The sequence below is a fragment of the Pseudomonas sp. H3_D04 genome, from assembly GCF_054669175.1.
This window is the reverse complement of sequence record NZ_CP162801.1, coordinates 1,484,274-1,509,563: the sequence shown is the minus strand read 5'-3', so window position 1 is coordinate 1,509,563 and position 25,290 is coordinate 1,484,274. Positions and strand designations below refer to the sequence as shown.

Annotated in this window: 17 protein-coding genes, 5 tRNA genes and 1 pseudogene; 9 read left to right on the top strand and 14 right to left on the bottom strand. The window is 58.9% G+C overall.

Translation table 11 applies throughout. From position 1 onward, the window contains the following. Positions 1-100 precede the first annotated feature (100 nt). From AB4N91_RS07150 to gltX, 5 genes are all read right to left on the bottom strand, one after another. Positions 101-176, bottom strand: a tRNA-Glu gene (locus tag AB4N91_RS07150). Positions 177-256: 80 nt separating this feature from the next. After that, a tRNA-Ala gene (locus tag AB4N91_RS07145) sits at positions 257-332 on the bottom strand. Between the two features lie 53 nt (positions 333-385). After that, a tRNA-Glu gene (locus AB4N91_RS07140) sits at positions 386-461 on the bottom strand. Positions 462-540: 79 nt separating this feature from the next. Further along, positions 541-616 (bottom strand) — tRNA-Ala (locus AB4N91_RS07135). 189 nt (positions 617-805) lie between these two features. Next, positions 806-2,287: a glutamate--tRNA ligase gene (gltX, locus tag AB4N91_RS07130; protein ID WP_008037650.1), complete on the bottom strand. Its 1,482-nt coding sequence runs from the start codon at positions 2,285-2,287 to the stop codon at positions 806-808. A 220-nt stretch (positions 2,288-2,507) separates the two neighbouring features. Between gltX and AB4N91_RS07125 the strand changes: the two genes are divergently transcribed. Next, entirely contained in the window at positions 2,508-3,557 is a 1,050-nt protein-coding gene (locus AB4N91_RS07125; RefSeq protein ID WP_010456052.1) for an HlyD family secretion protein, read from the top strand. After that, positions 3,547-5,097, top strand: coding sequence for an MDR family MFS transporter (locus AB4N91_RS07120; RefSeq protein ID WP_077750245.1), 1,551 nt, complete (start codon positions 3,547-3,549; stop codon positions 5,095-5,097). The genes AB4N91_RS07125 and AB4N91_RS07120 overlap by 11 nt, the downstream gene beginning before the upstream one ends. Before the next feature lie 147 nt (positions 5,098-5,244). Here AB4N91_RS07120 and uvrB read toward each other — a convergent pair whose 3' ends face one another. Then, positions 5,245-7,260, bottom strand: a complete 2,016-nt coding sequence (gene uvrB, locus AB4N91_RS07115; RefSeq protein WP_010456056.1) for an excinuclease ABC subunit UvrB — start codon at positions 7,258-7,260, stop codon at positions 5,245-5,247. 336 nt (positions 7,261-7,596) lie between these two features. Between uvrB and AB4N91_RS07110 the strand changes: the two genes are divergently transcribed. Continuing rightward, entirely contained in the window at positions 7,597-8,793 is a 1,197-nt protein-coding gene (locus AB4N91_RS07110) for an amino acid aminotransferase (protein WP_010456058.1), read from the top strand. Between the two features lie 179 nt (positions 8,794-8,972). Beyond that, positions 8,973-9,173, top strand: coding sequence for a hypothetical protein (locus AB4N91_RS07105; RefSeq protein WP_010456060.1), 201 nt, complete (start codon positions 8,973-8,975; stop codon positions 9,171-9,173). Here the strand turns inward: AB4N91_RS07105 and AB4N91_RS07100 are convergent. After that, a complete protein-coding gene (locus AB4N91_RS07100; protein WP_010456061.1) occupies positions 9,170-9,400 on the bottom strand; it encodes a hypothetical protein in 231 nt (76 codons plus the stop codon). The two genes, AB4N91_RS07105 and AB4N91_RS07100, sit on opposite strands and share 4 nt — an antisense overlap. Positions 9,401-9,627: 227 nt before the next feature. Here AB4N91_RS07100 and AB4N91_RS07095 point away from each other — a divergent pair. Together AB4N91_RS07095 and AB4N91_RS07090 are read left to right on the top strand one after the other, a co-directional pair. Next, positions 9,628-9,703 (top strand) — tRNA-Asn (locus tag AB4N91_RS07095). A gap of 162 nt (positions 9,704-9,865) precedes the next feature. Beyond that, positions 9,866-10,917: pseudogene (locus AB4N91_RS07090) on the top strand (tyrosine-type recombinase/integrase); the annotation flags it as partial. A gap of 267 nt (positions 10,918-11,184) precedes the next feature. Here the strand turns inward: AB4N91_RS07090 and AB4N91_RS07085 are convergent. From AB4N91_RS07085 to AB4N91_RS07075, 3 genes are all read right to left on the bottom strand, one after another. Next, complete coding sequence (locus AB4N91_RS07085; protein ID WP_154912789.1) at positions 11,185-14,271, bottom strand: efflux RND transporter permease subunit; 3,087 nt, start codon at positions 14,269-14,271, stop codon at positions 11,185-11,187. Continuing rightward, entirely contained in the window at positions 14,268-15,389 is a 1,122-nt protein-coding gene (locus AB4N91_RS07080) for an efflux RND transporter periplasmic adaptor subunit (protein WP_077750247.1), read from the bottom strand. The genes AB4N91_RS07085 and AB4N91_RS07080 overlap by 4 nt, the downstream gene beginning before the upstream one ends. A gap of 177 nt (positions 15,390-15,566) precedes the next feature. Continuing rightward, a complete protein-coding gene (locus AB4N91_RS07075; protein ID WP_010456071.1) occupies positions 15,567-16,187 on the bottom strand; it encodes a TetR/AcrR family transcriptional regulator in 621 nt (206 codons plus the stop codon). An 87-nt stretch (positions 16,188-16,274) separates the two neighbouring features. Here AB4N91_RS07075 and AB4N91_RS07070 point away from each other — a divergent pair, with 87 nt between their 5' ends. Then, positions 16,275-17,792 (top strand): efflux transporter outer membrane subunit, encoded by a 1,518-nt coding sequence (locus AB4N91_RS07070; protein ID WP_077750248.1) that lies wholly within the window; start codon positions 16,275-16,277, stop codon positions 17,790-17,792. A 224-nt stretch (positions 17,793-18,016) separates the two neighbouring features. Here the strand turns inward: AB4N91_RS07070 and AB4N91_RS07065 are convergent, their stop codons facing one another. Further along, positions 18,017-19,534 carry a nucleobase:cation symporter-2 family protein gene (locus AB4N91_RS07065; protein WP_154912790.1) on the bottom strand — a complete coding sequence of 506 codons (1,518 nt, stop codon included), beginning with the start codon at positions 19,532-19,534 and terminating at the stop codon, positions 18,017-18,019. A gap of 255 nt (positions 19,535-19,789) precedes the next feature. Between AB4N91_RS07065 and AB4N91_RS07060 the strand changes: the two genes are divergently transcribed. Together AB4N91_RS07060 and AB4N91_RS07055 are read left to right on the top strand one after the other, a co-directional pair. Continuing rightward, positions 19,790-20,071 carry a BrnT family toxin gene (locus tag AB4N91_RS07060; RefSeq protein WP_154912791.1) on the top strand — a complete coding sequence of 94 codons (282 nt, stop codon included), beginning with the start codon at positions 19,790-19,792 and terminating at the stop codon, positions 20,069-20,071. Between the two features lie 3 nt (positions 20,072-20,074). Next, entirely contained in the window at positions 20,075-20,407 is a 333-nt protein-coding gene (locus tag AB4N91_RS07055; protein ID WP_010456079.1) for a BrnA antitoxin family protein, read from the top strand. A gap of 94 nt (positions 20,408-20,501) precedes the next feature. On the opposite strand, the gene AB4N91_RS07050 is transcribed toward AB4N91_RS07055, so the two are convergent. The 3 genes from AB4N91_RS07050 to AB4N91_RS07040 form a co-directional block, all read right to left on the bottom strand. After that, complete coding sequence (locus AB4N91_RS07050) at positions 20,502-21,329, bottom strand: arylamine N-acetyltransferase family protein (protein WP_460112212.1); 828 nt, start codon at positions 21,327-21,329, stop codon at positions 20,502-20,504. Positions 21,330-21,440: 111 nt separating this feature from the next. Continuing rightward, positions 21,441-22,235 carry an exodeoxyribonuclease III gene (locus AB4N91_RS07045; protein ID WP_010456084.1) on the bottom strand — a complete coding sequence of 265 codons (795 nt, stop codon included), beginning with the start codon at positions 22,233-22,235 and terminating at the stop codon, positions 21,441-21,443. A 97-nt stretch (positions 22,236-22,332) separates the two neighbouring features. Beyond that, entirely contained in the window at positions 22,333-24,903 is a 2,571-nt protein-coding gene (locus AB4N91_RS07040; RefSeq protein ID WP_154912793.1) for a bifunctional diguanylate cyclase/phosphodiesterase, read from the bottom strand. Between the last annotated feature and the right edge of the window lie 387 nt (positions 24,904-25,290).

Here is a 25,290-nt window from a genome sequence, read left to right as displayed (position 1 = left end):
CAGTTTGAAAGAAATGGGGGATTTGGCCAAACGCCAGACAAACAAAAGGGCCATTCAATAATTGAATGACCCTTATAAAATCCCGCAGAGCGGGTAATCGTGGCGTCCCCTAGGGGACTCGAACCCCTGTTACCGCCGTGAAAGGGCGGTGTCCTAGGCCACTAGACGAAGGGGACGCAAAACCTTCTATACAACTGATCAGTGCTGAGAGCTGATCGATTCAAGGCCGGTGTGGCCAGACCTTGAACTGTAAAATTGGTGGAGCTAAGCGGGATCGAACCGCTGACCTCCTGCATGCCATGCAGGCGCTCTCCCAGCTGAGCTATAGCCCCGGATTTTTCGCCTCGCGGCGGAGCGACATCTTGCAACATCGCTTCTGTAAAACTGGCGTCCCCTAGGGGACTCGAACCCCTGTTACCGCCGTGAAAGGGCGGTGTCCTAGGCCACTAGACGAAGGGGACGCAAACCCTTCTATACAACAGATCAACGCTGAGTGTTGATCGCTTCAAGGCCGGTGTGGCCAGACCTTGAAGTGTAAATTGGTGGAGCTAGACGGGATCGAACCGTCGACCTCTTGCATGCCATGCAAGCGCTCTCCCAGCTGAGCTATAGCCCCTCATCGCTGAGGACGGGGCGAATCTTAATGGCGCTTCGGAAAGCTGTCAAACTTATTTTTAACAATTTTCAAAATTTTTTGTCGCCATAACAATCACTTACCGCCCTCCCCCCGGAAAAACGGGGGCGGCGCCGAAGATCACGATCAAATGATCGCCACCTCCGGCAGCCCCTACGAGGTCAAACGTCCTCAGGCGATGTTGCCCAGGAGTTTTTCCCACTCCTTGTTTTCCTTCTTCGACACGCCGCCCAGCAGGTCGATGGCCTGGCGCAGACGGAAACGGGTCAGGTCCGGGCCAAGGATTTCCATCGCATCAAGCACCGACACCGAACTGGCCTGGCCAGTGATCGCGGCGAACATCAGCGGCATGGCGTCACGCAGCTTCAGCTCCAGGGATTCGACCACCGCCTGAATCGTCGCGGTGATGCTGTCCTTCTCCCACTGACGCAGGCTTTCCAGCTTCCACAGAATCAGCTGCATCAACTGACGAACCTGGTCGCCCGAGAGCTTCTTCGATTCGAACAGCTTGGCATCCGGGTTCACACCACCGGCGAAGAAGAAACCGGCCAGCGGTGCAACCTGACTGAAGGTCTCGACGCGCCCCTGCACGTGCGGCGCGATCTTCATCATGTATTCCGGGTTCAGCGCCCAGGTTTGCAGGCGCGAAGCGAACTCTTCCACCGGCAAGTCACGCAGCCATTGGCCGTTGAGCCACGACAGCTTCTCGATGTCGAAAATCGGCCCGCCGAGGGACACGCGGCTCAGGTCGAAATTGTCGACCATTTCCTGCAGCGAGAATTTTTCGCGCTCGTCCGGCATCGACCAGCCCATGCGGCCGAGGTAGTTGAGCATCGCTTCCGGCATGAAGCCCATGCGCTCGTAGAACGTCACCGAGGTCGGGTTCTTGCGCTTGGACAGCTTGCTCTTGTCCGGGTTACGCAACAGCGGCATGTAGCACAGCTCCGGTTGTTCCCAGCCGAAGTATTCATAAAGCAGGATCAGCTTCGGCGCCGATGGCAGCCACTCTTCACCGCGCAGAACGTGGGTAATGCCCATCAAGTGGTCGTCGACCACGTTGGCCAGGAAGTACGTCGGCAGGCCGTCAGTCTTCATCAACACTTGCATGTCCATGCGATCCCACGGGATCTCGACGTCGCCACGCAGCATGTCCGGTACCACGCAAACGCCTTCGCTCGGCACTTTCATGCGGATCACATGAGGCTCGCCAGCGGCCAGGCGCCGGGCGACTTCTTCTTTCGAGAGCAACAGCGCACGGCCGTCGTAACGCGGGGTTTCGCCACGGGCCATTTGTTCGGCGCGCATCTGGTCCAGCTCTTCGGCGGTGCAGAAGCACGGGAAGGCGTGGCCCATCTCGACCAACTGCTGGCAGTACTTCTGATAGATGTCGCCGCGTTCGCTTTGACGATACGGACCGTGCGGGCCGCCAACGTCCGGACCTTCGCTCCAGTCGATGCCCAACCAGCGCAAGGCGTCGAAAATCTGCTGTTCGGACTCCCGGGTCGAGCGCAACTGGTCGGTGTCTTCGATCCGCAGGATGAACTCACCGCCATGCTGCTTGGCAAAGCAGTAGTTGAACAAAGCGATGTAAGCGGTACCTACGTGGGGGTCCCCGGTAGGCGATGGCGCGATGCGCGTGCGGACGGTGGTCATGGCAAGTCTCGAAATGAAGATAAAACAAAGGGCGAATGGTAACAGGCGATACCCGCCCGGCTCCAGTCAGCAGGGCATTTAAGCCAAGGTTGCGTCTACAACGGGCCTGAGCCGCGATGAATGACGGATTATCAGCCGATGGCATTTACCCACTATCGACTGTATGCAAGATTCACCTGCTGATAACTTTCCTTACAATTTCTCGACTACAGTCTGCCCCATGCCTGCCCAACTCAAGCGACGCCTGTTTATTTTCCTGCTGATCGTCCTGCTGATTGCCGGGGGCTTCTTCGCCCAATGGTTCTTCAAGGGGCGGTTTTATGAAAGCACCGACAACGCCTATGTCCAGGGCGAGATCACCCGTGTCTCAAGCCAATTGGGCGCGCGCATCGATCAGGTGCTGGTGCAGGACAATCAGCACGTTGAGAAAGGCCAGTTGCTGATCAAGCTCGAAGGCGATGACTTCCACCTCGCCGTCGACCGCGCCAATGCCACCCTCGCTACCCGACAAGCCGAACGTTTGCAGGCGCAAAGCAAACTGACCCAGCAAGCCAGCCTGATCGCCGCCAGCGAGGCGCAAGTCGCCTCCAGCCAGGCCAGCCTTGGGCGTTCGCAGATCGACTTGTCCCGCGCGCAAACCCTGCGCAAACCCGGCTACGTCTCGGAGGAACGGGTGACCACCCTCTCCGCCGACAACCACATCGCCCGTTCGCAAGTGACCAAGGCCCAGGCCGACGCACAAAGCCAACGCCAGCAAGTCAATTCCTTGAGCGCCGAGATCAAGCGCCTCGACGCGATGATCGCCAATGCCAAGACCGACCTCGCCCAGGCCGAACTGAACCTGACCCGCAGCGAAATCCACGCGCCGATCAGCGGCCTGATCGGCCAGCGCGCGGCTCGACAAGGCCAATACGTGCAGGCCGGCGCTTATCTGCTGTCGATCGTCCCGGACCAGGACATCTGGATTCAGGCCAACTTCAAGGAAACCCAGATCGGCCACATGCAGCCCGGCCAGAAAGCCACGCTGACCTTCGACGCCTACAGCGACACACCGATAGACGCACGGGTCGACAGCCTGTTCGCCGCCTCGGGCGCACAGTTCAGCCTGTTGCCGCCGGACAATGCCACGGGCAATTTCACCAAAGTCGTACAACGGATCCCGGTAAAACTGACGTTCGCTGCGGACAACCCGCTGCACGGCAAGATTCGCCCAGGGATGTCGGTCACCGCCAAAGTGAACATCAAAGACGCCCCTGACGATGGCCGGTGATCAACTGAACCGCCCGGCCGGCGAACCGACCCGGCGGGACTGGATTGCGGTGATGAGCGTGATGCTCGGCGCCTTCATGGCCGTGCTGGATATCCAGATCACCAACTCGTCGCTCAAGGATATTCAGGGCGCGCTGTCGGCCACCCTGGAAGAAGGCTCGTGGATTTCCACGTCCTATCTGGTGGCGGAAATCATCATGATCCCGCTGACCGCGTGGCTGGTGCAGCTGCTGTCGGCGCGACGCCTGGCAGTCTGGGTTTCATTGGGATTTCTCGCCGCCTCGCTGCTTTGCTCCATGGCCTGGAGCCTGGAGAGCATGATCATCTTTCGGGCGTTACAGGGCTTCACCGGCGGCGCCCTGATTCCGCTGGCATTCACCCTCACGCTGATCAAACTCCCGGAACACCACCGCGCCAAAGGCATGGCCATGTTCGCCATGACCGCGACATTCGCGCCCTCCATTGGCCCAACCCTTGGCGGCTGGCTGACCGAAAACTGGGGCTGGGAGTACATTTTCTACATCAACATACCGCCCGGCCTGATCATGATCGCCGGCCTGATGTACGGCCTGGAGAAGAAAGAGGCGCACTGGGAACTGCTCAAAAGCACCGACTACATGGGCATCCTCACGCTTGGCGTCGGCCTCGGCTGTTTGCAGGTGTTTCTGGAAGAAGGCCATCGCAAGGACTGGCTCGAGTCGAACCTGATCGTGACCCTGGGCAGCATCGCGCTGGTGAGCCTGATCACTTTTGTAATCGTGCAGTTTTCCAAGCCCAATCCGCTGATCAACCTCGGCATTCTGGGTAATCGCAACTTCGGTTTGTCGAGTATTTCCAGCCTAGGAATGGGCGTCGGCTTGTACGGCTCGATCTTCCTGTTACCGCTGTACCTGGCGCAGATCCAGAACTACAACGCCCTGCAGATCGGCGAAGTGATCATGTGGATGGGGGTGCCGCAGCTGTTTCTGATTCCGCTGGTGCCCAAGCTGATGAAATACGTGTCGCCCAAATGGCTGTGCGCAATAGGCTTCGGGCTGTTCGGGTTGGCGAGCTTTTCGTCGGGGGTGCTGAACCCGGACTTTGCCGGGCCGCAGTTCAATCAGATCCAGATCATCCGGGCGCTGGGCCAGCCGCTGATCATGGTGACCATCTCGCTGATCGCCACCGCTTACATCCTGCCGCAGGACGCGGGATCGGCGTCGAGCCTGTTCAATATCCTGCGCAACCTCGGCGGCGCGATTGGCATCGCCCTCCTCGCGACCTTGCTGGACGCGCGAACCAAGACCTACTTTGATTACTTGCGTGAATCCATCGTGCCGAGCAATCCGCAGGTGGCGGAGCGAATGGCGTCGATGACGGACCGGTTCGGCAGTGAGACGGCAGCGCTGGGCAAGCTGAGCGAGATTGCGCATCAGCAGGCGTCGATCATGGCGTACAACGATGCGTTTCACTTTGTCGGGATTGCGCTGGGGATCAGCATGATTGCGGTGTTGTTGACCAAAGCGTTGCCGGTGGGGCTCAAGGCTGGCGAGGCGCACTAACCCCGATTGCGGTGGTGACCTTTCGGACGCCTTCGCGGGCGAGCCTCGCTCCTACAAGGTTTGTGGCGCGCCAGCGAGATGTGAACGGCACAAAATCAGAAGGCGCGAGGCTCGTCCGCGAAGGCGCCCGCACATTCACCGCAAATCTCAGACAGTAATCAATCGATCCCGCAACTTGCCAATCTCATCGCGCATCTGCGCCGCCGCTTCAAACTCCAGATCCCGCGCCAGCGCGTACATCTTCTCTTCCAGCGCTTTGATGCGCTTGGCGATCTCGCCCGGCGAGCGCAATTCGGCTTCGTACTTGGCGCTCTCTTCGGCGGCCTTGGCCATGCCTTTGCGCTTCTTGCTGCGCGAACCGGGGACGGTGGCGCCTTCCATGATGTCGGCCACGTCCTTGAACACACCCTTCGGCGTGATGCCATTGGCGAGGTTGAAGGCGATCTGCTTGTCGCGACGCCGTTCGGTCTCGCCGATCGCCCGCTCCATAGAACCGGTGATGCGATCCGCATACAGAATCGCCCGGCCATTGAGGTTACGCGCGGCCCGGCCGATGGTCTGGATCAACGAACGCTCGGAACGCAGGAAACCCTCCTTGTCTGCATCGAGAATCGCCACCAGCGACACTTCCGGCATGTCCAGGCCTTCACGCAGCAGGTTGATCCCCACCAGCACATCGAACGTGCCCAGACGCAGATCGCGGATGATTTCGACCCGCTCCACGGTGTCGATGTCCGAGTGCAGGTAACGCACCCGCACGCCATGGTCGGCCAGGTAATCGGTCAAGTCTTCAGACATGCGCTTGGTCAGCGTAGTCACCAGCACCCGCTCTTCCAGCGCCACACGTTTACCGATTTCCGAGAGCAGATCGTCAACCTGGGTCAACGCCGGACGGATTTCGATCTGCGGGTCCACCAGGCCGGTTGGGCGAACCAGTTGTTCGACCACGCGACCGGCATGTTCCGCTTCGTAATTGCCGGGCGTGGCCGAGACGAAAATCGTCTGCGGGCTGATGCTTTCAAATTCGTCGAAACGCATCGGCCGGTTATCCAGCGCTGACGGCAAGCGGAAGCCGTATTCCACCAGCGTCTCTTTACGGGAACGGTCGCCCTTATACATGGCACCGACCTGCGGCACGCTGACGTGGGATTCGTCGATCACCAGCAAGGCGTCGGCCGGCAGGTAGTCGAAGAGAGTCGGTGGCGCCTGGCCGGATTCACGGCCCGACAGGTAGCGCGAGTAGTTTTCAATACCGTTGCAGTAACCCAGTTCGAGGATCATCTCCAGGTCGAAACGGGTGCGCTGCTCCAGGCGCTGGGCTTCCACCAGTTTGTTGTTGGTTCGCAGGTAATCCAGGCGCTCCTGCAATTCGACCTTGATCCCTTCGACGGCACCCAGCAGGGTTTCCCGTGGCGTCACGTAGTGGCTTTTCGGGTAGAAGGTGAATCGCGGCAACTTGCGGATTACTTCGCCGGTCAGCGGATCGAAAGCCGACAGGCTCTCGACTTCGTCATCGAACAGCTCGATGCGGATCGCTTCGAAGTCGGATTCCGCCGGGTGGATATCAATCACATCGCCGCGCACCCGGAAGGTCGCCCGGGCGAACTCCATGTCATTGCGGGTGTATTGCAAGTCTGCCAGGCGACGCAGCAACGCACGTTGATCGAGCTTGTCGCCGCGATCCACGTGCAGCACCATTTTCAAATAGGTTTCCGGACTGCCCAAACCGTAGATGCACGACACCGTGGTGACGATGATCGCGTCCTTGCGTTCCAGCAGCGCCTTGGTCGCGGACAGCCGCATCTGCTCGATGTGGTCGTTGATCGAGGCGTCTTTCTCGATGAAGGTGTCCGATGACGGCACATAGGCTTCTGGCTGGTAGTAGTCGTAGTAGGAAACGAAGTACTCGACGGCATTGTTCGGGAAGAACGCCTTGAACTCACCATACAACTGCGCGGCCAGGGTCTTGTTCGGCGCCAGCACCAAGGTCGGACGCTGTACCTGGGCGATCACGTTGGCGATGCTGAAGGTCTTGCCCGAGCCGGTCACACCAAGCAACGTCTGGTGCGCCAGCCCGGCTTCGATGCCCTCGACCATCAGGCGGATGGCTTCCGGCTGATCGCCGGCGGGCTCGAAGCGGGTGACTAGCTGGAATTCAGACATGTATACCTCTGATATCGCGCCAGCGCGGTCAAACCGGCAGCAACGAGAAAGACCGCAAACGACTCACGCCGCCCGAGGAAAAAACAGGATTGTGCTCAATGTGGAGCCGATTGCCTGCGCTTTCAAGGCAAACGTCCTACATCCCTTGAAGTCTTTGATGCCGGCATTCGACTAACGGTCGAAAAATAATCGAAAAAACTTACCTGAAAAGCTGATTCGTCTGTCGCCATCAATCGCAGATGGCCTCTATACTAGCTCCCCGTTTGTGCACCGCTCTAGTGCATTCGGCTGGAGCGCGACACGTCCCTCCACACTCCACTCAGAGCCGCCGCAAAAATGAGCCTGTTCTCCGCTGTCGAAATGGCACCACGCGATCCAATCCTGGGCCTCAACGAAGCATTCAACGCCGATACCCGTACCAACAAGGTCAACCTGGGAGTCGGTGTTTACTGCAACGAGGAGGGGAAAATTCCACTCCTGCGCGCCGTTGTCGAAGCCGAGACGATTCGCGTCGCTCAACACGCTTCCCGTGGTTACTTACCAATCGACGGTATCGCCGCCTACGACCAGGCAGTGCAGAAACTGCTGTTCGGCAATGACTCGCCACTGATCGCCGCTGGCCGCGTCATCACCACCCAGGCCGTTGGCGGCACGGGCGCCCTGAAAATCGGCGCCGACTTCCTCAAGCAACTGCTGCCGAACGCCGTTGTGGCGATCAGCGACCCGAGCTGGGAAAACCACCGCGCCCTGTTCGAAACCGCTGGTTTCCCGGTGCAGAACTACCGCTACTACGACGCCGCGACCCATGACGTTAATCGTACCGGTCTGCTTGAAGACCTGAACGCCTTGCCTTCCGGCTCGATCGTTGTGCTGCACGCCTGCTGCCACAACCCGACCGGCGTGGACCTGAGCCCGGCGGACTGGAAAAACGTCCTGGACGTGGTGAAAGCCAAAGGTCACGTGCCGTTCCTCGACATGGCCTACCAGGGTTTTGGCGATGGCATCGACGAAGACGCCGCTGCCGTGCGCCTGTTTGCTGAATCGGGCCTGACCTTCTTCGTCTCCAGCTCGTTCTCCAAATCCTTCTCGCTGTACGGCGAGCGCGTTGGCGCCCTGTCGATCGTCAGCGAATCGAAAGAAGAAAGCGCGCGCGTGCTGTCGCAAGTCAAACGCGTGATCCGCACCAACTACTCCAACCCGCCGACCCACGGTGCCAGCATCGTCGCCGCGGTCCTGAACAGCCCGAAACTGCGCGCCCAGTGGGAAGAAGAACTGGCGGAAATGCGCCTGCGGATTCGTGGCATGCGCACCCAGATGGTCGACCTGCTGGCGAAAAACGCGCCACAGCGTGATTTCAGCTTCGTCGGTCGTCAGCGCGGCATGTTCTCCTACTCCGGCCTGACGGTTGAGCAAGTCACCCGCCTGCGCAGCGAGTTCGGCATCTACGCCCTGGACACCGGCCGCATCTGTGTGGCGGCGTTGAATCAGAGCAACATTGATGCAGTGACCAAGGCCATCGTTGCGGTGATCTGAGTCTCGCGCAGTACGGAAAACGGGAAGCCTTGGGGCTTCCCGTTTTTTATTCGTCGCAGATAAGTGTCAAAGCGCTATCGGCGCCCTCTAAACTCCACACAACGATGCACCTGCAGGATCGCCGCACCGCTCGCTCCTGCAGGTTTTGTGTACACCTGAGAATTCTTACGAGAACCCACATGAAAAACGATGACCTACGCGCCGACCGTGACGAACTGGACCATTTTGTCCCTCGCACACCGGCCAAACGCGGTAACAACCTGGTGCTGCAAGTGGCCGCTGGCGTATTTCTCGGCGGCCTGGCCTTGTGGCTGGTGCAACTGGCCGCCACGATGCTGTACGCCAAGCTGATGCTCGCCACGGTCACCTTCGGCGGTTAAGCCAGTTCGGTCGCACGCTGACTGGCGGCATCGTCATAGGCGACGTAGAGCGATTCGGCGACCTGACTCTTGATCGCTTTGGCGCTTTCCAGACCGAGGACGAAGCCCTCAGCCTTGCCGCCCGCGCGGTTCAGATCGTCAGCGGTGCTGGCTTGGGTGATCGCGTCAAACAGCTTCTCGGCATGCGGGCCGACACCTTTGGGCAGGCTGATCTGAGCGATGCTCATGCGAACACCCCGTTGTCTTGAGGGGTGAGGATTGGGTGATTCATGGCACGTACCTTTTCGGCGAATGGCCGGCAGCGCGTGTAACCACTTCCGGGCGGCCATGGTAGACCTCTGAGGCGATTCTGGTAACCGCCCACTGCCGATAAACCACCGTCCGTCTCCATGAATCCATCAAGTTGCTAACAGATGCTTGACTTCTCTTTCTGAATCAGTAACATACGCGCCATTCCGCGATAGCTCAGTTGGTAGAGCAAGTGACTGTTAATCACTGGGTCCCTGGTTCGAGTCCAGGTCGTGGAGCCAGACAAGGTTCCAGAGAAGGCTTTCAAAATCTCTGCCCCCCCGAAAAACCCGCCTTATGGCGGGTTTTTTCGTTTTGGCGTTCTGTTGGACTCCGGAGGGGTACCAGCCATTTTAAAGGTAGAGTTTGGGATAAAGGTCAGTTCGATAAAAGGGAGTTCCCTTATGTCGCGCACTACTGCTCCACTCTCCGACGCCGCTTGCCGTTCGGCCAAGCCCACAGACCGCGCCTATAAGCTTTTCGACGGCGACGGCCTTTACCTCTAGTCCAACCCAATGGCCGCAAAGGTTGGCGTCTCAGATACGTCAAACCTGATGGCCGGGAAGGACTGACCTCATTCGGCAACTACTCCATCGTTGGCCTCGCGGCTGCGCGCCGCAAGCGCTTGGAGGCCAAGCGAATGCTGGCGGATGGCATTGACCCTATAGGAGCCAAGAACCAAGCCAAGACGAACGCTCTGGTCAAAGGCGCACCTTTGAAAGCGCTGCCCTCGGCTGGCACACGGAAATGTCAGCCAAGTAGGCACCGGACTATTCCAAGACAATGATGAGTCGCCTCAAAACTCACCTCTTCACACTGATCGGCGCCCGCGCCATTGTCGACCTTGATACCCACGATCTTATGCAGCCCCTGGAAGCGATTAAGAAGCGCGGAACGGTGGACATTGCTTTAAGGGCAAAACTACCTGCGGAGCATCATGCGCGAGGCAAAGCGCCTCCGGCTTATCACCGTAAACCCTGCTTACGACCTCGTAGGCTCGATCAAAGCCTCGCGGGTCGTCCACCGTCCCGCTTTATCCTTATCGCGCCTGCCTGAATTGCAGGAACGGATCGCCACCTATAAAGGCCGGGCACTTACCCGGCTGACGGTCTTGCTGTCGCTGCACGTGTTTGTACGCTCCAGCGAGCTGCGCTTCGCCCGCTGGAGCGAGTTCGACCTCAAGCGCGGCGCCTGGGAAATACCCGACACGCGACCAGCGTTGGAAGGTGTACCCTTTTCCACAAGGGGTACGAAGATGGCAAGCGATACCAAGTCTTGGAAACCAATCTCCGAAAACACGGTGAACAGCGCGCTTCGGAAGATGGGGTACGACACCAAATCCGAGATCTGTGGGCATGGGTTTCGTTCGATGGCCTGCAGCGCACTGATCGAGTCAGGTTTGTGGACGGACACAGCCATCGAGCGGCAGATGAGCCACAAGGAACGCGGTAATCTCTGAAGGTGGGACAGCAGAAACAACTATTGCGCTGAGTTCACTGCACGCCAGGTAAAAATCGCTACGGTCTGGCGAGCCCACAATCCAGCCATGCCTCAAACAACACCGCCTGCAATGACAGGCTCGAGATAGCCCGTCAAACACAGTTCTTCCCTGGAGCCAGTTGGCCGGAGCCACAAAGGGCGCAGCGGGATCAAACTGCTAAGTAATCTGGGCCAACGAGCTCATATCGATTTTCCTTTTTGAGACGATCCAGACACGCAGGTATCAAGCAACATGAGTGTTCGCTGCAAGCTCATGCGCGGGCTCAGGCTTGATCTTGAACCAGAGGGCGTACATCGCTGGCAGGAACACCAGGGTCAGCACGGTGCCAGCAAACGTACCGCCAATCAGGGTGTAGGCCAGCGTTCCCCAGAACACCGAATGGGTCAGCGGAATGAACGCCAGCATCGCCGCCAACGCCGTGAGAATCACTGGCCGTGCACGCTGCACAGTGGCTTCGACCACTGCGTCATAAGGCGACAGTCCGGCTTGCTTATTAGAGTGAATCTGGCCAATGAGGATCAGCGTGTTGCGCATCAGAATCCCTGACAAGGCAATCAATCCCACCAAGGCGTTGATCCCGAACGGCTGCTGGAACAGCAGCAGAATTGGCACCACACCAATCAGGCCCAAAGGGGCGGTGGCGAACACCATCATCATTGCCGACATTGAGCGCACCTGAATGATGATGGTCAGCAACATCAGCGCGATCATGATCGGGAACAACGGCAGCAATGCCTTGTTTGCTTTACCCGACTCCTCGATCGCGCCGGCAAACTCGATGCGGTAGCCCGCCGGCAGCTTTTCGATGATAGGTTCCAACTGCGTTATCAAGGCGTTGGAGACATCGGGGGGCTGAAGACCTTCAGCCACGTCACCGCGCACGGTTATTGTCGGCGTACGATCACGACGTCGCAGGATGGGCTCTTCCATGCGCACATCCACCGCCCCTACCTGGGACAGCGAAACGCGCTGGCCTTGGACGCCGTTCAGCGTGAAGGCGGCAATTTTCGATGGATCCAGACGCGTCTCACCAGCGGAGCGAGCGACCACCTGAACCGAACGAATGTCCTCACGCACCTCGGTGACAGGCACCCCCGTGAGCAGAAATTGCAGCTGTTGCGCGACATCGGTCGAGGTCAAGCCGAATGCTTGCAGGCGATCCTGATCCAGCGTGAGATGAAGTGCCGGCACGCGCTCGCCCAAGTCGGTGTTGACGGTTCTCATCATGGGGCTGGCGGTCATGACCTCACGCACCTGCGCGGCGATATCCCGCAACACTGCGGGGTCGGCGCCCATCACCCGAAAGGCCACCGGATACGGTGAGTAAGGACCAAATACCAACTGCGTCACCCGCACGCGGGCTTCAGGCGCCAAACCATCGGCCGTGGCTTGCCTGAGCCGAATCTTGAGCGCCTCACGCTCTTGCTGATTCGCCGTCAGGACGACGATTTTTGCGAACGATGGATCGGGTAGCTCAGGGGCCATCGCCAAATAGAAGCGTGGCGCGCCCTGGCCAATGTAAGCGGTGACGATCTTGGCTTCCGGCTGCTGAGCCAACCACGCCTCGACCTTGGCCGCCGCCACATCAGTCTGTTCGATAGAGGTGCCGTAAGGCATCTGCACCTCAACCAGCACCTCAGGTCGGTCGGATGTTGGAAAGAACTGCTTCTTGACCACGCCCATGCCCAGAATCGCAACTACAAACAAGCCCACGACGGATGTCGCCACCAGGCCTTTGCGGCGGATCACACTGCCCAGCAGGCGCCTGAAACGCTGGTAGTTCGGTGTACCGTAAATCGCCGTATGCCCGCCTTCAGGCACCTTGATCTGCGGCAGCAGTTTGACGCCCAGGTAAGGGGTAAACACCACGGCCACCACCCAGGAAGTGATCAGCGCAATGCCAACGATCCAGAACATGTTCGCGGTGTACTCACCAGCGGTCGACTTGGCAAAACCGTTGGGCATAAAGCCGATCGCCGTCACCAACGTCCCCGACAACATCGGCGCGGCCGTGTGGCTCCAGGCATAAGCGGAGGCCTTGATTCGGTCGTAGCCCTCTTCCATCTTCACCACCATCATTTCAATGGCAATGATTGCATCGTCCACCAGCAGCCCCAGCGCCAGAATCAACGAGCCCAGGGTAATTCGATCGAAGTCTTTGCCCGTGGCCGCCATGACAATGAACACGGCCGCCAGAGTCAGCGGCACCGCTGCGGCAACCACAACGCCGACACGCCAGCCCATGCTGAGAAAACACACCAGCAGCACCACGCCCAAGGCAGCAAAAAACTTCACCATGAACTCGTTGACGGATGCGCCAATATTCACCGCCTGATCCGTGACCTTGGTCAGGCTCATGCCCAAAGGCATCTGCTCATTGATCGCTGTTGCCTCAGCATCCAGCGACTTCCCCAAATCCAGGCCGTTCCAGCCATCGCGCATGACCACGCCGAGCAACAGTGCCGGCTCGCCGTTGTTGCGTACAAGGAATGTCGCGGGGTCCTCATAACCGCGCTTGACCTCAGCCACATCGGACAACTTGAGGGTTCTGCCCTGCACTGTCAGCGGGGTATCGCGAATCTTCTGCAGGTCATCAAACGCGCCATCCAGGCGGATGAAAACCTGTGGGCCCTTCGCTTCTACCGAACCTGCCGGGGTTATCATGTTTTGCGTGTTCAGCGCACTGAAGATGTCTCGTGCAGAAATGCCCAGTGTCGCCAGACGCTCGTAGGACAGCTCGACAAAAACGCGCTCGGCCTGTTCACCGATGATGTTGACCTTCTTCACCCCCGCTACATGCAGCAAACGCTGGCGCAAGCTCTCGGCTTCGCGCACCAATAGACGTTGCGGCTCGCCCTTGGCCTTGAGCGCATAGAGCGCGAAGGTGACATCGGAATACTCATCGTTGACCATCGGGCCGATCACCCCAGACGGCAACCCCTTCTGCTCATCCAGAATTTTCTTGCGCGCCTGGTAAAACTCCTCCTGGACCGCTGAGGGCGGCGTGCTGTCGAGCAGGTACACCGTAGTGAATGCCAAACCGGGCCGGGTAAAGGTCTCGGTCCGATCGTACCAACGCAGCTCCTGCATGCGTTTTTCCAGCTTTTCTACCACCTGGTCTTGCATCTCCTGGGCCGTTGCCCCAGGCCAGGCAGTGACCACCGTCATTTGTTTAATGGTGAATGCGGGATCTTCCGCACGCCCCAGTTTGAAGAAGGCGTACAACCCACCCACAGAAATCAGCAGGATCAAAAACAGCGTGATTGAGCGCTCGCGTACGGCCAGCGCCGAAAGATTGAAGCCGCTCATCGACTTACCTCAACCACTGAATTTTGCGGAGCATCGGCGAGTTCAGTCCTGACCTTCTCTCCCTCGCTCAGCAAGTGAGCACCCAATGCGACAACACGATCACCCACCTGCAGATCACCCGTCACGCGCACGCTGGCCTCATTATTCAGGCCACGAACCTTGATCGGGCGCCATGCCACCTGCTCAGGTTCCCCGCCCACCACCCAGACCCCCGGGCCTTTACCGGCGTCGTAGAGGGCCCCCATGGGCACCTGTAATTCCTTGGCATCAGCAACATCCGTGTCAGCGATAACCACTGAGATCGTCGAACCCAGGGTGGCGTTGGAGAGCGCCCCCTCCAGCACATAACGCGCTTCAAACGTTCGGGTCTGTCGGTCGGCAGAGTCGGACAACTGGCGTAAACGCGCATTACCTGCAGTCTGGTGCTGGCCGTACAGCTCAACCCTCGCCGCCGAGCCCAGCGCAGGACGTAACGTCTCGGGCAACTGGATCACCGCCTCGCGCTGCCCTGAATGGGCAACGCGTACCACCACCTGCCCTGCGCCAACTACCTGCCCCGGCTCCGCCAAGGTATCCACTACCACCCCGTCAGCATCCGCCAGCAACGTCGAATAACCGGTCGCGTTTTTCGCCACATCAGCCTGGGCCTGGGCAGCGTTGAGTTGGGCTTTCGCCGAGTCGGCAGCTGCTTTGAACCCTGCATAAGCTGAAGCAGATACCGCTCCGACGGACACCAGATCACGGTAGCGAAGCTCGTCATCGGAGGCCTGCCGAGCTCGGGCCATGGCGGCCAGTACCGCTTCCTTCTGTGCCCGCGCGGTCAGCGTCAGGTCGTTGGCATCGATTCGCATAAGGGGCTGCCCGCGCTTGACACTCTGTCCAGCATCCACCAAACGCTCCAAGACCTTCCCTGGCACCCGAAAACCGAGGTCGCTCTGAACTCGGGCCGCGACGATACCGGTGAATACCCGTGCCGCAGGCGCGGAGGGTTGAACCACGCCGATGCGCACCAAGGGCGTTTGAAGGCGAGGATCGGCAGGCGTGGCCTCGTTGCAGGCCGCTAGGGCAAACGGCAACAAGACAATGAAAATGGCTGACATGCGGTGGCGCTGGATCATAAAGACCTCTCGCTAGCGGATGCATCATGCTTATTCAAGTGACCATTTCTGTCAATAGTCACTACCGAGACGAATGAACATCGCCCACTTGATCAGAGCAGAGCAAAGAGGCTCGATATCTAGTTTTTTCAGGCGCACACGCTGATACGGATGCGCAGCGCATCCGTCAGCAGAGGTTTAAGGCATCAGGCTGCGCAGAACAAGATTGGAGATGAGAGAAGGGGCTTCTTCAACAAAATCGAGGTTGTACTGCAATAGCAGAGGATTCATGAAAGGCCGCAGAGCGAGATGAATCGACTCTACCGTCTCGTCCAGCGGAGTCTTGCGTTCAAACTCGCCGAGCTCTCGCCCCTCACGCACGATTTGCAACACGAAGCTCTTAATCTGAGCGTCATAGACTTGTGAGCTGGGCCATCGCTCCGACGCGGAGAACGCTGCGATGTCGTAGAGTTTACGGTCGTTAAAGAACAGGCTCACACCTGTAGCGATTAAGGTTTTGACCAGGCGCCGAAAACGTTCAGTCGGGGAGATGCCGTCTACATTGATGGCTTGCTCCACTGCCGCAACGATTTCAGTCAGGCAATTTGTACAGATTGCTTCACCAATCGCCTGCTTGGATTCAAAGAATTTGTAGATGTAAGCCTTGGAAAAGCCGATGGCCTTGGCTAGGTCAGAAACCGTTGTTTTGCCATAACCGTATTGACTGAAATGTTCGTTGGCCGCCGCAACAATCTGGTCTCGAATGTCGTGATCGGCTGGGCCACGGGCGCTGGGCGAAGAAACTGATGGCTGATTCATGCGAGCAGCTTACTCATCCCAAAGGTGGTTGACAACTTGTGACCAAATTGTAATATCGTCACAAATCGACCCTTTCGCAGGCATCGCATGCACCCTCCTCCTCGTTTCGCCGTCTTACTGTGTTTGGGTATGGTTGCAGGTTGCTCAGTGGGCCCCGACTACTCAGAACCCCGCGTGGAATTGCCCGAGCATTTCTCGGCGCAAACGTCCAAGGCACGGCAAGTGGACGCTGCAAATGCCGATCTCGCCGCTTGGTGGAATGCATTTAATGACCCGATACTCAGTCAACTGATAAATCGAGCACTTGAACAGAACCTCGATTTAGCCCAGGCAAACGCAAGGATCGAGCAGGCTCGCGCCGGTTTGGGCGCAGCTAACGCAGCCCTCCTGCCGTCGGCTACCGTCAATGGTCAGGCGGCCCGAGCCCGTCAGTCTTTGGAGACGCCGTTGGGCCAAGTGCTGAATTCAGCCCCTTCCTATAATCGCTACGGCAGCGCCTATGAGGCGAACTTGAATGCCGGCTGGGAGCTGGACGTGTTTGGCGGGCTGCGCCGAGGTAAAGAAGCGGCTTTCGCCGATTATCAGGCCTCGCAAGCCGGAGCGATTGCCACACGCCTGGCAGTGGTCGCGCAAACAGCCGACCTTTACATCAGCATCCGTGGCCTGCAAGCACGTCTGGAAATTGCCCGGCAGCAAGTAGACACACGACAACAACTGCTCACCACCATCGAACATCTCTACGCAAAAGGCCTGGCGGCTGAACTGCAGTTGAACCAGACCCAGGGCGCGCTGAACCAAGCGCAGGCCACCGTGCCGGTACTGCAAGCAGGCATTGACACGGCAATGAATGCGCTGGATGTCATGTTGGGCAAGGCGCCCGGCACTTACAGTGCGCAGTTGACTAAGCTGGCGCCCATCCCTGAGGTGCCAGGCCTCTCGGACATGGGCGCTCCAGCCGACCTGCTGCGTCGGCGTCCAGACTTGATCGTCGCGGAGCGCCGTCTTGCAGCATCCAGCGCGCGCATCGGCGAAGCCATGTCCGAGTACTACCCCAAACTGTCTGTGGCTGCGCTGCTCGGCAGTGCTACATCGGTATCCAGCGCAAACCTGTTCAGCAACGGCGCCAGTCAGGCTTCGGCGGCACTGGGTTTACGCTGGCGGCTGTTCGATTTTGGCCGCATCAACGCCCAGATTGATTTGGCAAAGGGCCAGGAAGCCGAAGCCTTGGCCGCTTACCGCCAGTCCGTTCTGCGGGCCTGCGAAGATGTGGAAAGCGCTGTTTCGGCACGGATCAAACGCGAGCAACAATCGACCCAGCTCGCCCAGGGCGAGTCGGCGTATGCGAAAGCCAGAGCGACATCGTTTGCCGCCTATGAAAAAGGCGTGGTCAGCTTGATCGAAGTGCTGGATGCCGATGAACATCTCCTAGCGGCATCTGATGGCAGAGCCCAGGCACAAACTGAATCGGCTCGCGCTGCAGTGGCCACGTTCAAAGCCTTGGGTGGCGGTTGGCAGCGAGATGACTCAGATGCTCGCGTTGTCTCAAAAAGAGCGGAAACTCGAATGTTTTTTCCTGATCCAGGGATATCGAAAGAACTCCAATAAAATACGGGCTGGATTAGGGTAATCGTAGGGATATATATACTAAAAAGCAGAATAATTTCATTGTAGAACAAATGCTTATTTTTCTGTTCGAGTCCAGGTCGTGCCAGACAGCAATATCGAAAAGCCCCTGAATCGAAAGGTTCAGGGGCTTTTTTGTGGCCGCTGGAAAAGCAAAAGGCCGATCTGTCTATTCAACAGATCGGCCTGGTTAGCAGGTGCCGCCGTCAGACATGCTCACTGCTTTTAGCATGAGCCGCTCGATGCTCGCTCGATTCATGGGCCGCTTCCACCACCGGAATCTCGTTCCCGTCGCAGTCACGCAGTTTACCGTCGCTGAAGTAATCCCCTTCACGCAACGCTGCCAGATCCTGATATCGAAGAACCCGCTCGGTACCGGCCGCGAACACCGATTGCTGATCCGAGTTACCGGCAGTGAGGTGGTTGAAGGCCAGGTTGAGCACGATGGCCATGATCGCCGAGGAGCTGATGCCCGAGTGGAAGATGGTCGCGAACCAACTTGGGAAGTGGTCGTAGAAATTCGGCGCGGCGATCGGGATCATGCCGAAGCCGATGGAGGTGGCGACGATGATCAGGTTGACGTTGTTGCGGTAATCAACCTTGGACAACGTGCGAATGCCACTGGCCGCCACGGTGCCGAACAGCACGATGCCAGCGCCACCCAGTACCGAGGTCGGTACTGCGGCGATGACCCGGCCCATGAACGGCAGCAGACCGAGTATCACCAGGAACAAGCCGCCGGTGGCGACCACGAAACGACTCTTGATGCCGGTCACGGCCACCAGCCCGACGTTCTGGGCGAAGGCGCTTTGGGTGAAGGAACCGAAGATCGGCGCGATCATGCTCGACAGCATGTCGGCGCGCAGGCCGTTGCCCAGGCGTTTGGAGTCGACCTTGGTGTCGATGATTTCACCGACAGCAAGGATGTCCGCCGAGGTTTCCACCAGGGTCACCATGACCACGATGCACATCGACAGGATCGCGGCAAAATGGAAGGTTGGCATGCCGAAGTGGAACGGGGTCGGGAAGCCGAACATCGGGCCTTGCGTGACCGACGAGAAGTCCGCCATGCCAAGGAACACCGCGAGGATCGTGCCGATGACCATCGCCAGCAGGATCGACAAACGGGAGATGGTCGCGCTGCCAATCTTGCTCAGCAGCAGCACCAACACCAGCGTCACCGCCGCCAGACCGATGTTGGCCATGCTGCCGAAATCCGGGGCATGGCTATTGCCGCCCATGGCCCAGCGTGCAGCCACCGGCATGAGCGTCAAGCCGATGGTGGTAATCACGATGCCCGTCACCAGCGGCGGGAAGAACTTGGTGATTCGCGAGAACACCGGCGTGATCAGTAATCCGATCAACGACGCGGCAATTACCGCCCCGAGAATTGACTGAAAGCCGCCCTCCCCGCCGCTGCTGACAATCGCCACCATCGTCGCGACACCGGAGAAGGACACGCCCTGTACCAGCGGCAACTGACACCCGAAAAACGGTAAACCGAGGGTCTGCAGCAATGTCGCCAAGCCCCCCGCAAACAATGAAGCAGCAATCAACAAACCGATGTCCGCCGGCGAAAGCCCGGCCGCCTGGCCGATGATCAAAGGCACCGCGACGATGCCGCCGTACATGGTCAGAACATGTTGCAGGCCGTAAGCCATATTCGCGCCGACCCCGAGGTTTTCGTCCTCAGGCCGTTGGTGTGAAACATGGGGCGTTTTCATGGTTGGGGGGTTCCCTGGTTTTTTGTTATGCGCACACTGTATGCAAGAGTCAGGACAAATGTCTATAGAGTTGTATACAACTCACCAGTCAGATAATGGACACATGTCCATATCGCCCTTTAGCTGCGCGCCTTTCCCCTCCAAAAATCTTGAAATACATCCTTCATCTGCCTGCTCCCCTGCCCGCTAGTCTTTTGCATTCCAAGCGACCGCCGGCACGGACGCCCCCTCGCTTATACATATAAAGTATGCATAATGAAGTCATTCGAAATTCAGTATCACAAGGCAAAAAACGCAGCCAACAAATTAAAGCATCGCGGCATCAGCCTCGCCGAAACAGAACCGGTGTTTTACGACGAACGAGCACTGACGATTCGGGACTACCATCACGATGAACAGCGGTGGATCGTCATGGGCATGGATGCCAAAGCTCGCTTGCTGGTCGTTGCGTACACCTATCGCGATCCGAATTTCGTACGAATCATTTCCGCGCGCCTCGCCAGCAAAAACGAGCGCCGTCGTTATTTGGAGAATTGAACGATGAAAGACGAATACGACTTCAGCAACGCCAAGCGTGGAGCAGTTGCCTCCAGCAAAGGCAAAACCCGAATTACCATCATGCTCGATGATGTCGTCATCGAAGCAGCACGCGCCATGGCGGAGAGCGAGGGGTATGGCTACCAAACAGTGATCAACAACACGCTGCGCCAGGCGCTGCTCAACACCAAGGAAAAAACCACCGCGCACGATCAGTACGCCACGGTGGCGAATGGCGGGCATTTCAGGGAAGGCGTTACTGCATCTGAACTGAAGAGCCTGGAGAAAAAACTCTCAGAGGTCTTGAGCGAGATCCATCGTGTGATTGAGCCTTGAGGGTGTGCCGTTTCAAGACCCAAGGGGGGAACGGAGCCTGCCCCACGCAAAGAAAAAGGGCAGATGTTTTGAATCTGCCCTCTCGGGACGATGGCTATGTCACCTGAATCAACCGCCCAAGCACCTGCCGCAGCCCCGCATGCTCCGGCACACGAATCCCGAACTCTCCCTCCAGTAACCCGATCAACTCCTTCACATCTGCAACCTGCCGCCGTTCGCTCTCGGCGCCCACCCGATGAATCGCAAAACTGCCGTTGTTCAACGTGCGCCTCCAGCCATCCCCGGTGCGCGCGACCAACAGTTGCTTGGTAAACGACGATTCCGGATGGGTCGAGACGTACCAGTTACCGAGGACGTAGTCGATGTCTTCCTGGCGTTGCAGATCGAAAATGTACATCGGCCGCCACTCGCCGCCGACGTTGGCGCGAAGGGTGTAGCCGTCTGCATGGCGCTCGATGCGATACGGATCGTGGGGCGTGAGTTGTGCCGCATCGTTGTCGAGCAGGAGCGGTGCGGTCGGCACCATGCCGCCGAAGCCGACGTCGGTGATGTAGCGCACGCCGTCCAGCGTGACCAGGCTCAAGCGGTGCGTGCGGGCAGTCCAGGCACCTTCGGGCTGACCCATGACGACTCGGCCGGTAATGCCGCATGCGTCAAAACCCAATTCCTGAAGCAAGGCTAGAAACGCGTAGTTGAGCTCGTAGCAGTAACCGCCGCGCCCCTCATGCAGGATTTTCCGCTCGATGGATGGCAGGTCGATGCGTACCGGCTCGCCGGACAGCGTGGTGAGGTTTTCAAACGGGAAGGCCCCGGTGTGGCGCAACTGGAGTTGGCGCAAGGTGTCCAGGGTCGGCGCCGGGGGCGCGTCGAAACCCAGGCGCTGCAGGTATGCCGCACGGTTCGTCAGGCGTGGTTCGCTCATTGCTCGGTCCTTATGCAGGGGCCGCGGATCTCTCCGCCGATGGGCGCCATGTATAAGGGAAAAAGCGGTTCGACTGACAATTGATTTAGCCAATCGCCCACCCTCTGAACATCAACGCTGTTTGCGCGAACTCAAGCGAATCCACGTCGGCGCATGGTCGCTGGCGTGCGGTTCGTTGCGCACCCAGGCATCGACCCCGGCCTCGTGCAGATAGGGGCTCAGCGCCGGGTTAAGTAGCAAGTGATCGATGCGCAACCCCGAGTTCTTCTGCCAGTGCTGGCGGAAATAATCCCAGAAGGTGTAGAGCCGATCCTCCGGGTACAGATGACGCAGGGAATCGGTCCAGCCCTGATCCAGCAAACGCTGGTAACACTCGCGACTTTCCGGTTGCAGCAACGCGTCCTTGAGCCACGAGCGCGGGTTATAGATGTCCAGGTCGGTGGGCACCACGTTGTAGTCGCCGGCCAGCACCACCGGATGCTCGCTGCTTTGCAGGTCCTTGGCATAGGCGATCAGCCGTTCGAACCACGCCAGTTTGTAGTCGAACTTCGGCCCGGGTTGCGGATTGCCGTTGGGCAAATACAGGCAGCCCACCAGAATTCCGTGCACCGCAGCTTCCAGGTAGCGACTGTGCGTGTCGGTGTCATCTCCCGGCAGACCGCGCCGACTCTCCAAAGGCTGCGCATCACGGGCCAGAATCGCCACCCCGTTCCACGACGACTGGCCTTGCCAGATAGCGCCGTAGCCAATGGCCTCAAGCTCGGCGGCCGGGAATGCGCTGTCGACCGACTTGAGCTCCTGCAAACAGGCAATGTCCGGTTTTTCTCGCTCAAGCCAGGCCAGCAAATTCGGCAGCCGGGCACGCATGCCGTTGACGTTGAAAGTGGCGATTTTCAGGTTTTTCATAGGCCGGGGCTCGCAACGGATGGACGATATCCAGTTGTGACCGGAGTGCGCCGTGGCAGTTGCGACGACAACTGAAGCAGGCGACTAAAGGTCCCCCTCACAAAGGATGCTCATCACGCGACGCCTTGAGCAATGGCAGCAGCGCCTGGTTTTCCATCGGCCGGCTGAGGTAGAAACCCTGCACCTCATGGCACTCGTCCGAGATAAGGAAGTCCAGTTGTTCCAGGGTCTCGACGCCCTCTGCGGTCACCGTCAGCCCCATGGCCTTGCCCAGGTTGATGATCGCCTGCACCACCGCACGGTCGTTACCGGTGCCGCTCATGGACGAGATGAAGCGCTTGTCGATCTTGATCCCGTCGAACGGATACGTGCGCAGATAACCCAGCGACGAATAACCGGTGCCGAAGTCGTCCATGTTCAGTCGCACACCCAGCTCCTTCAGCGAGTTCATGGTCGCGAGCGCGCCGTCGACATCGTTGAGCATCACGTTTTCGGTGATCTCCAGCTCCAGTCGACTGGCCGGCAAACGACTCTGGATCAACGCCTCCCTGACATCCTCCACCACGTCACTGCGAATAAACTGCACGGGCGACAGGTTGACCGATACCATCAGCTCACCCGGCCAGGTCAGTGCCGTCTCGCACGCCTCACGTAAAACCCAGCGCCCCAAGGGCACGATCAGATCGGTCTGTTCGGCCAATGGAATAAACGAGTCGGGCCCCAGCAACCCCTGCACAGGATGCTGCCAGCGCAGCAACGCTTCGACCGAGACGATCTGCTTGCCATCGACGTGATAACGAGGCTGATAGTGCATCACGAACTCATTGTTCTTGATCGCCTGACGCAGGTCGTTTTCGAGTTTGCGGCGATGCTGGATCTGGTCGTTCATGTGCGGCGCAAAGTAGCACCAGGTTTTCTTGCCGTCGGATTTGGCCTGATACAGCGCGATGTCGGCACATCGAATCAACTCCTCCGGCATGTGCCCCTGACGCCGGCTCAAGGCGATACCGATGCTCGCACCGATGTGCAGCGCGTGATGGTCATAGTGGATCGGCTGGTGCAGGCTTTGGAGGATGCGTTCGCATATGCGGTCGATTTCCGTGTGGATGTCCATGCCATTGAGTACCAGCACAAACTCGTCGCCGCCCAGTCGGGCGACCAGGTCAATGTCCCGCGTGCACTCACGCAAACGGGTAGCCACCTCCAGCAACACCGCATCGCCCGCCGGGTGGCCGAGGGAATCATTGATCGGCTTGAAGTTGTCCAGGTCGATCATCAACAACGTCAGCGGCGCCGAATGCTCCTTCAGCACCAAAGCGTCTTCGAGGTAGCGCGCCAGCTTGTTGCGATTGGGCAGGCCAGTCAGCGCGTCGTGCAACGACAGATGCTGGATCTGCGCATGGGCGGCGACTTCATCGGTGATGTCACTGGCCGTGCCGCGGTAACCCACCACCGCGCCTTTGCTGAGGATCGGTCGCGCCGATACCCGACTGATCCGTTGCTGCCCCGACTGTTCGCGATAGGAGCAACGCAGGTGGCTGACGCTGTGCTCTTCGTCGAGCTTGTTCAGCCACAGCGACAAGGGCGTAGTGTCGCAATACAACAACTGCTCGATGCCCTGCCCCAGCCATTGCTGATCGGAAAACCCGGTGACGGCGCCAAAACGCCCCGACAGATACGTGATGCGATGCTGGTCATCGATTTCCCATATCCAGTCAGACGCGGCCTCGGCCACTGCACGAAAACGTTCTTCACTGGCCTCCAGCGCCTGGTTCGACAAATCGAGTTTGATGTAACTGGCATCCACGTGCCCGGACGTGCGCAACACGTAACGAAAGAAGTAAGCCGTCAACAACGCGAGAATCAACAGCGCGCCGCCCAGTGGCGGCAGCAGTGACCAAAGCAGCTGATGGCCTGGCTGCTCGAGCTGCGAGACCAAACTATAACCGGTGCCCGTGAGTCCGACCGCAGGCTGACCGGGAGCAAGGGTGTTGTCAGGTGCGAGACTCAAGTCATGCAAACCATAGTCGGCACTCAAGGCGCTGAGCTTCTGCGAACTCAATTGATCGACGAACACCAGCACCGACGTGCTTTGGGGATCGACCGCCGGCCTTTCGTCATTGGGCACGATCGCCGCCGCCGTCAATAGCGCGGGCTGCCCCTCGAAGAGCGTGAACCGGCTGATGGGGGCAAGCAGGCTTTCCTGGCCCTGCACCTCCTCGATCAGTGCTGCCATCGCTATCGACAGCCAGGCTGCCGCGTCGTCCTGGACCTGAAGGCCGCGCACCACGGCGTATTTGGTTCGCTGAGGGTCGACCACAAAAACGCCGTCGTAATGATCCAGGGTGAACAGGGTTTTGCCCATGTTCTGCTCAACGTAAGCCCACTGCGCGTCAACTTCGCCATTCAAATGATCGTAGGCCGTGGTCCAGTTTGCATAACTGGCAACGTAGTTTTTCGAGGCTGAGATGCGGTTTTCCAGCGCGCGCTGGGTGTAGAACGTGGTCTTGGCCAAGTCCTGGGCATCGAGCCGGCCGGCAATGTTGAACAACGCAACCAGAGCAATCAGCACCCCCAATACAAATACCAGCCCGACAGACCAGACCAGGTTCCGTGTGATCGGTGTATGGCGCGCTGGTGCGGCGGCGGTCGTGGCGGTCAATTCCATGCATGGGATCCTGTCAATCGATTGCCTGCGTCCATTGACCATAGCAGCCAGGGTCCAACATCGCGCCACGACTATTGCCAATCGGCAGCCGCTAGGATGTGATGGCGCGCGTCACCCTCCCCGCCCCCCCCTTCAAGTCTAAACAGACAAGTGAGCCTGCTCCGAACCCGAGAGGCAACGCACCATCGACCATTCGTCATCCCGCCAACACCCATCGCCCGGGCAGTCACACCATCAGAGGTAACAACTCATCTTGGGAGACGTGCACTGATGAACATCAACATCACCACCCTGTTGTTGACCAGTTTGCTGGCAGCAACAGGCACCACTTACGCAGCCTCCGGCGATCACACCGACGCGACCGAGACCGGTTCCTGGTATCGCGGC

Coding starts and splice junctions, on each gene's coding strand:
- gltX (WP_008037650.1), bottom strand. CDS start 2,287: ATGACCACCGTCCGCACGCGCATCGCGCCATCGCCTACCGGGGACCCC.
- AB4N91_RS07125 (WP_010456052.1), top strand. CDS start 2,508: ATGCCTGCCCAACTCAAGCGACGCCTGTTTATTTTCCTGCTGATCGTC.
- AB4N91_RS07120 (WP_077750245.1), top strand. CDS start 3,547: ATGGCCGGTGATCAACTGAACCGCCCGGCCGGCGAACCGACCCGGCGG.
- uvrB (WP_010456056.1), bottom strand. CDS start 7,260: ATGTCTGAATTCCAGCTAGTCACCCGCTTCGAGCCCGCCGGCGATCAG.
- AB4N91_RS07110 (WP_010456058.1), top strand. CDS start 7,597: ATGAGCCTGTTCTCCGCTGTCGAAATGGCACCACGCGATCCAATCCTG.
- AB4N91_RS07105 (WP_010456060.1), top strand. CDS start 8,973: ATGAAAAACGATGACCTACGCGCCGACCGTGACGAACTGGACCATTTT.
- AB4N91_RS07100 (WP_010456061.1), bottom strand. CDS start 9,400: ATGAGCATCGCTCAGATCAGCCTGCCCAAAGGTGTCGGCCCGCATGCC.
- AB4N91_RS07085 (WP_154912789.1), bottom strand. CDS start 14,271: ATGAGCGGCTTCAATCTTTCGGCGCTGGCCGTACGCGAGCGCTCAATC.
- AB4N91_RS07080 (WP_077750247.1), bottom strand. CDS start 15,389: ATGATCCAGCGCCACCGCATGTCAGCCATTTTCATTGTCTTGTTGCCG.
- AB4N91_RS07075 (WP_010456071.1), bottom strand. CDS start 16,187: ATGAATCAGCCATCAGTTTCTTCGCCCAGCGCCCGTGGCCCAGCCGAT.
- AB4N91_RS07070 (WP_077750248.1), top strand. CDS start 16,275: ATGCACCCTCCTCCTCGTTTCGCCGTCTTACTGTGTTTGGGTATGGTT.
- AB4N91_RS07065 (WP_154912790.1), bottom strand. CDS start 19,534: ATGAAAACGCCCCATGTTTCACACCAACGGCCTGAGGACGAAAACCTC.
- AB4N91_RS07060 (WP_154912791.1), top strand. CDS start 19,790: ATGAAGTCATTCGAAATTCAGTATCACAAGGCAAAAAACGCAGCCAAC.
- AB4N91_RS07055 (WP_010456079.1), top strand. CDS start 20,075: ATGAAAGACGAATACGACTTCAGCAACGCCAAGCGTGGAGCAGTTGCC.
- AB4N91_RS07050 (WP_460112212.1), bottom strand. CDS start 21,329: ATGAGCGAACCACGCCTGACGAACCGTGCGGCATACCTGCAGCGCCTG.
- AB4N91_RS07045 (WP_010456084.1), bottom strand. CDS start 22,235: ATGAAAAACCTGAAAATCGCCACTTTCAACGTCAACGGCATGCGTGCC.
- AB4N91_RS07040 (WP_154912793.1), bottom strand. CDS start 24,903: ATGGAATTGACCGCCACGACCGCCGCCGCACCAGCGCGCCATACACCG.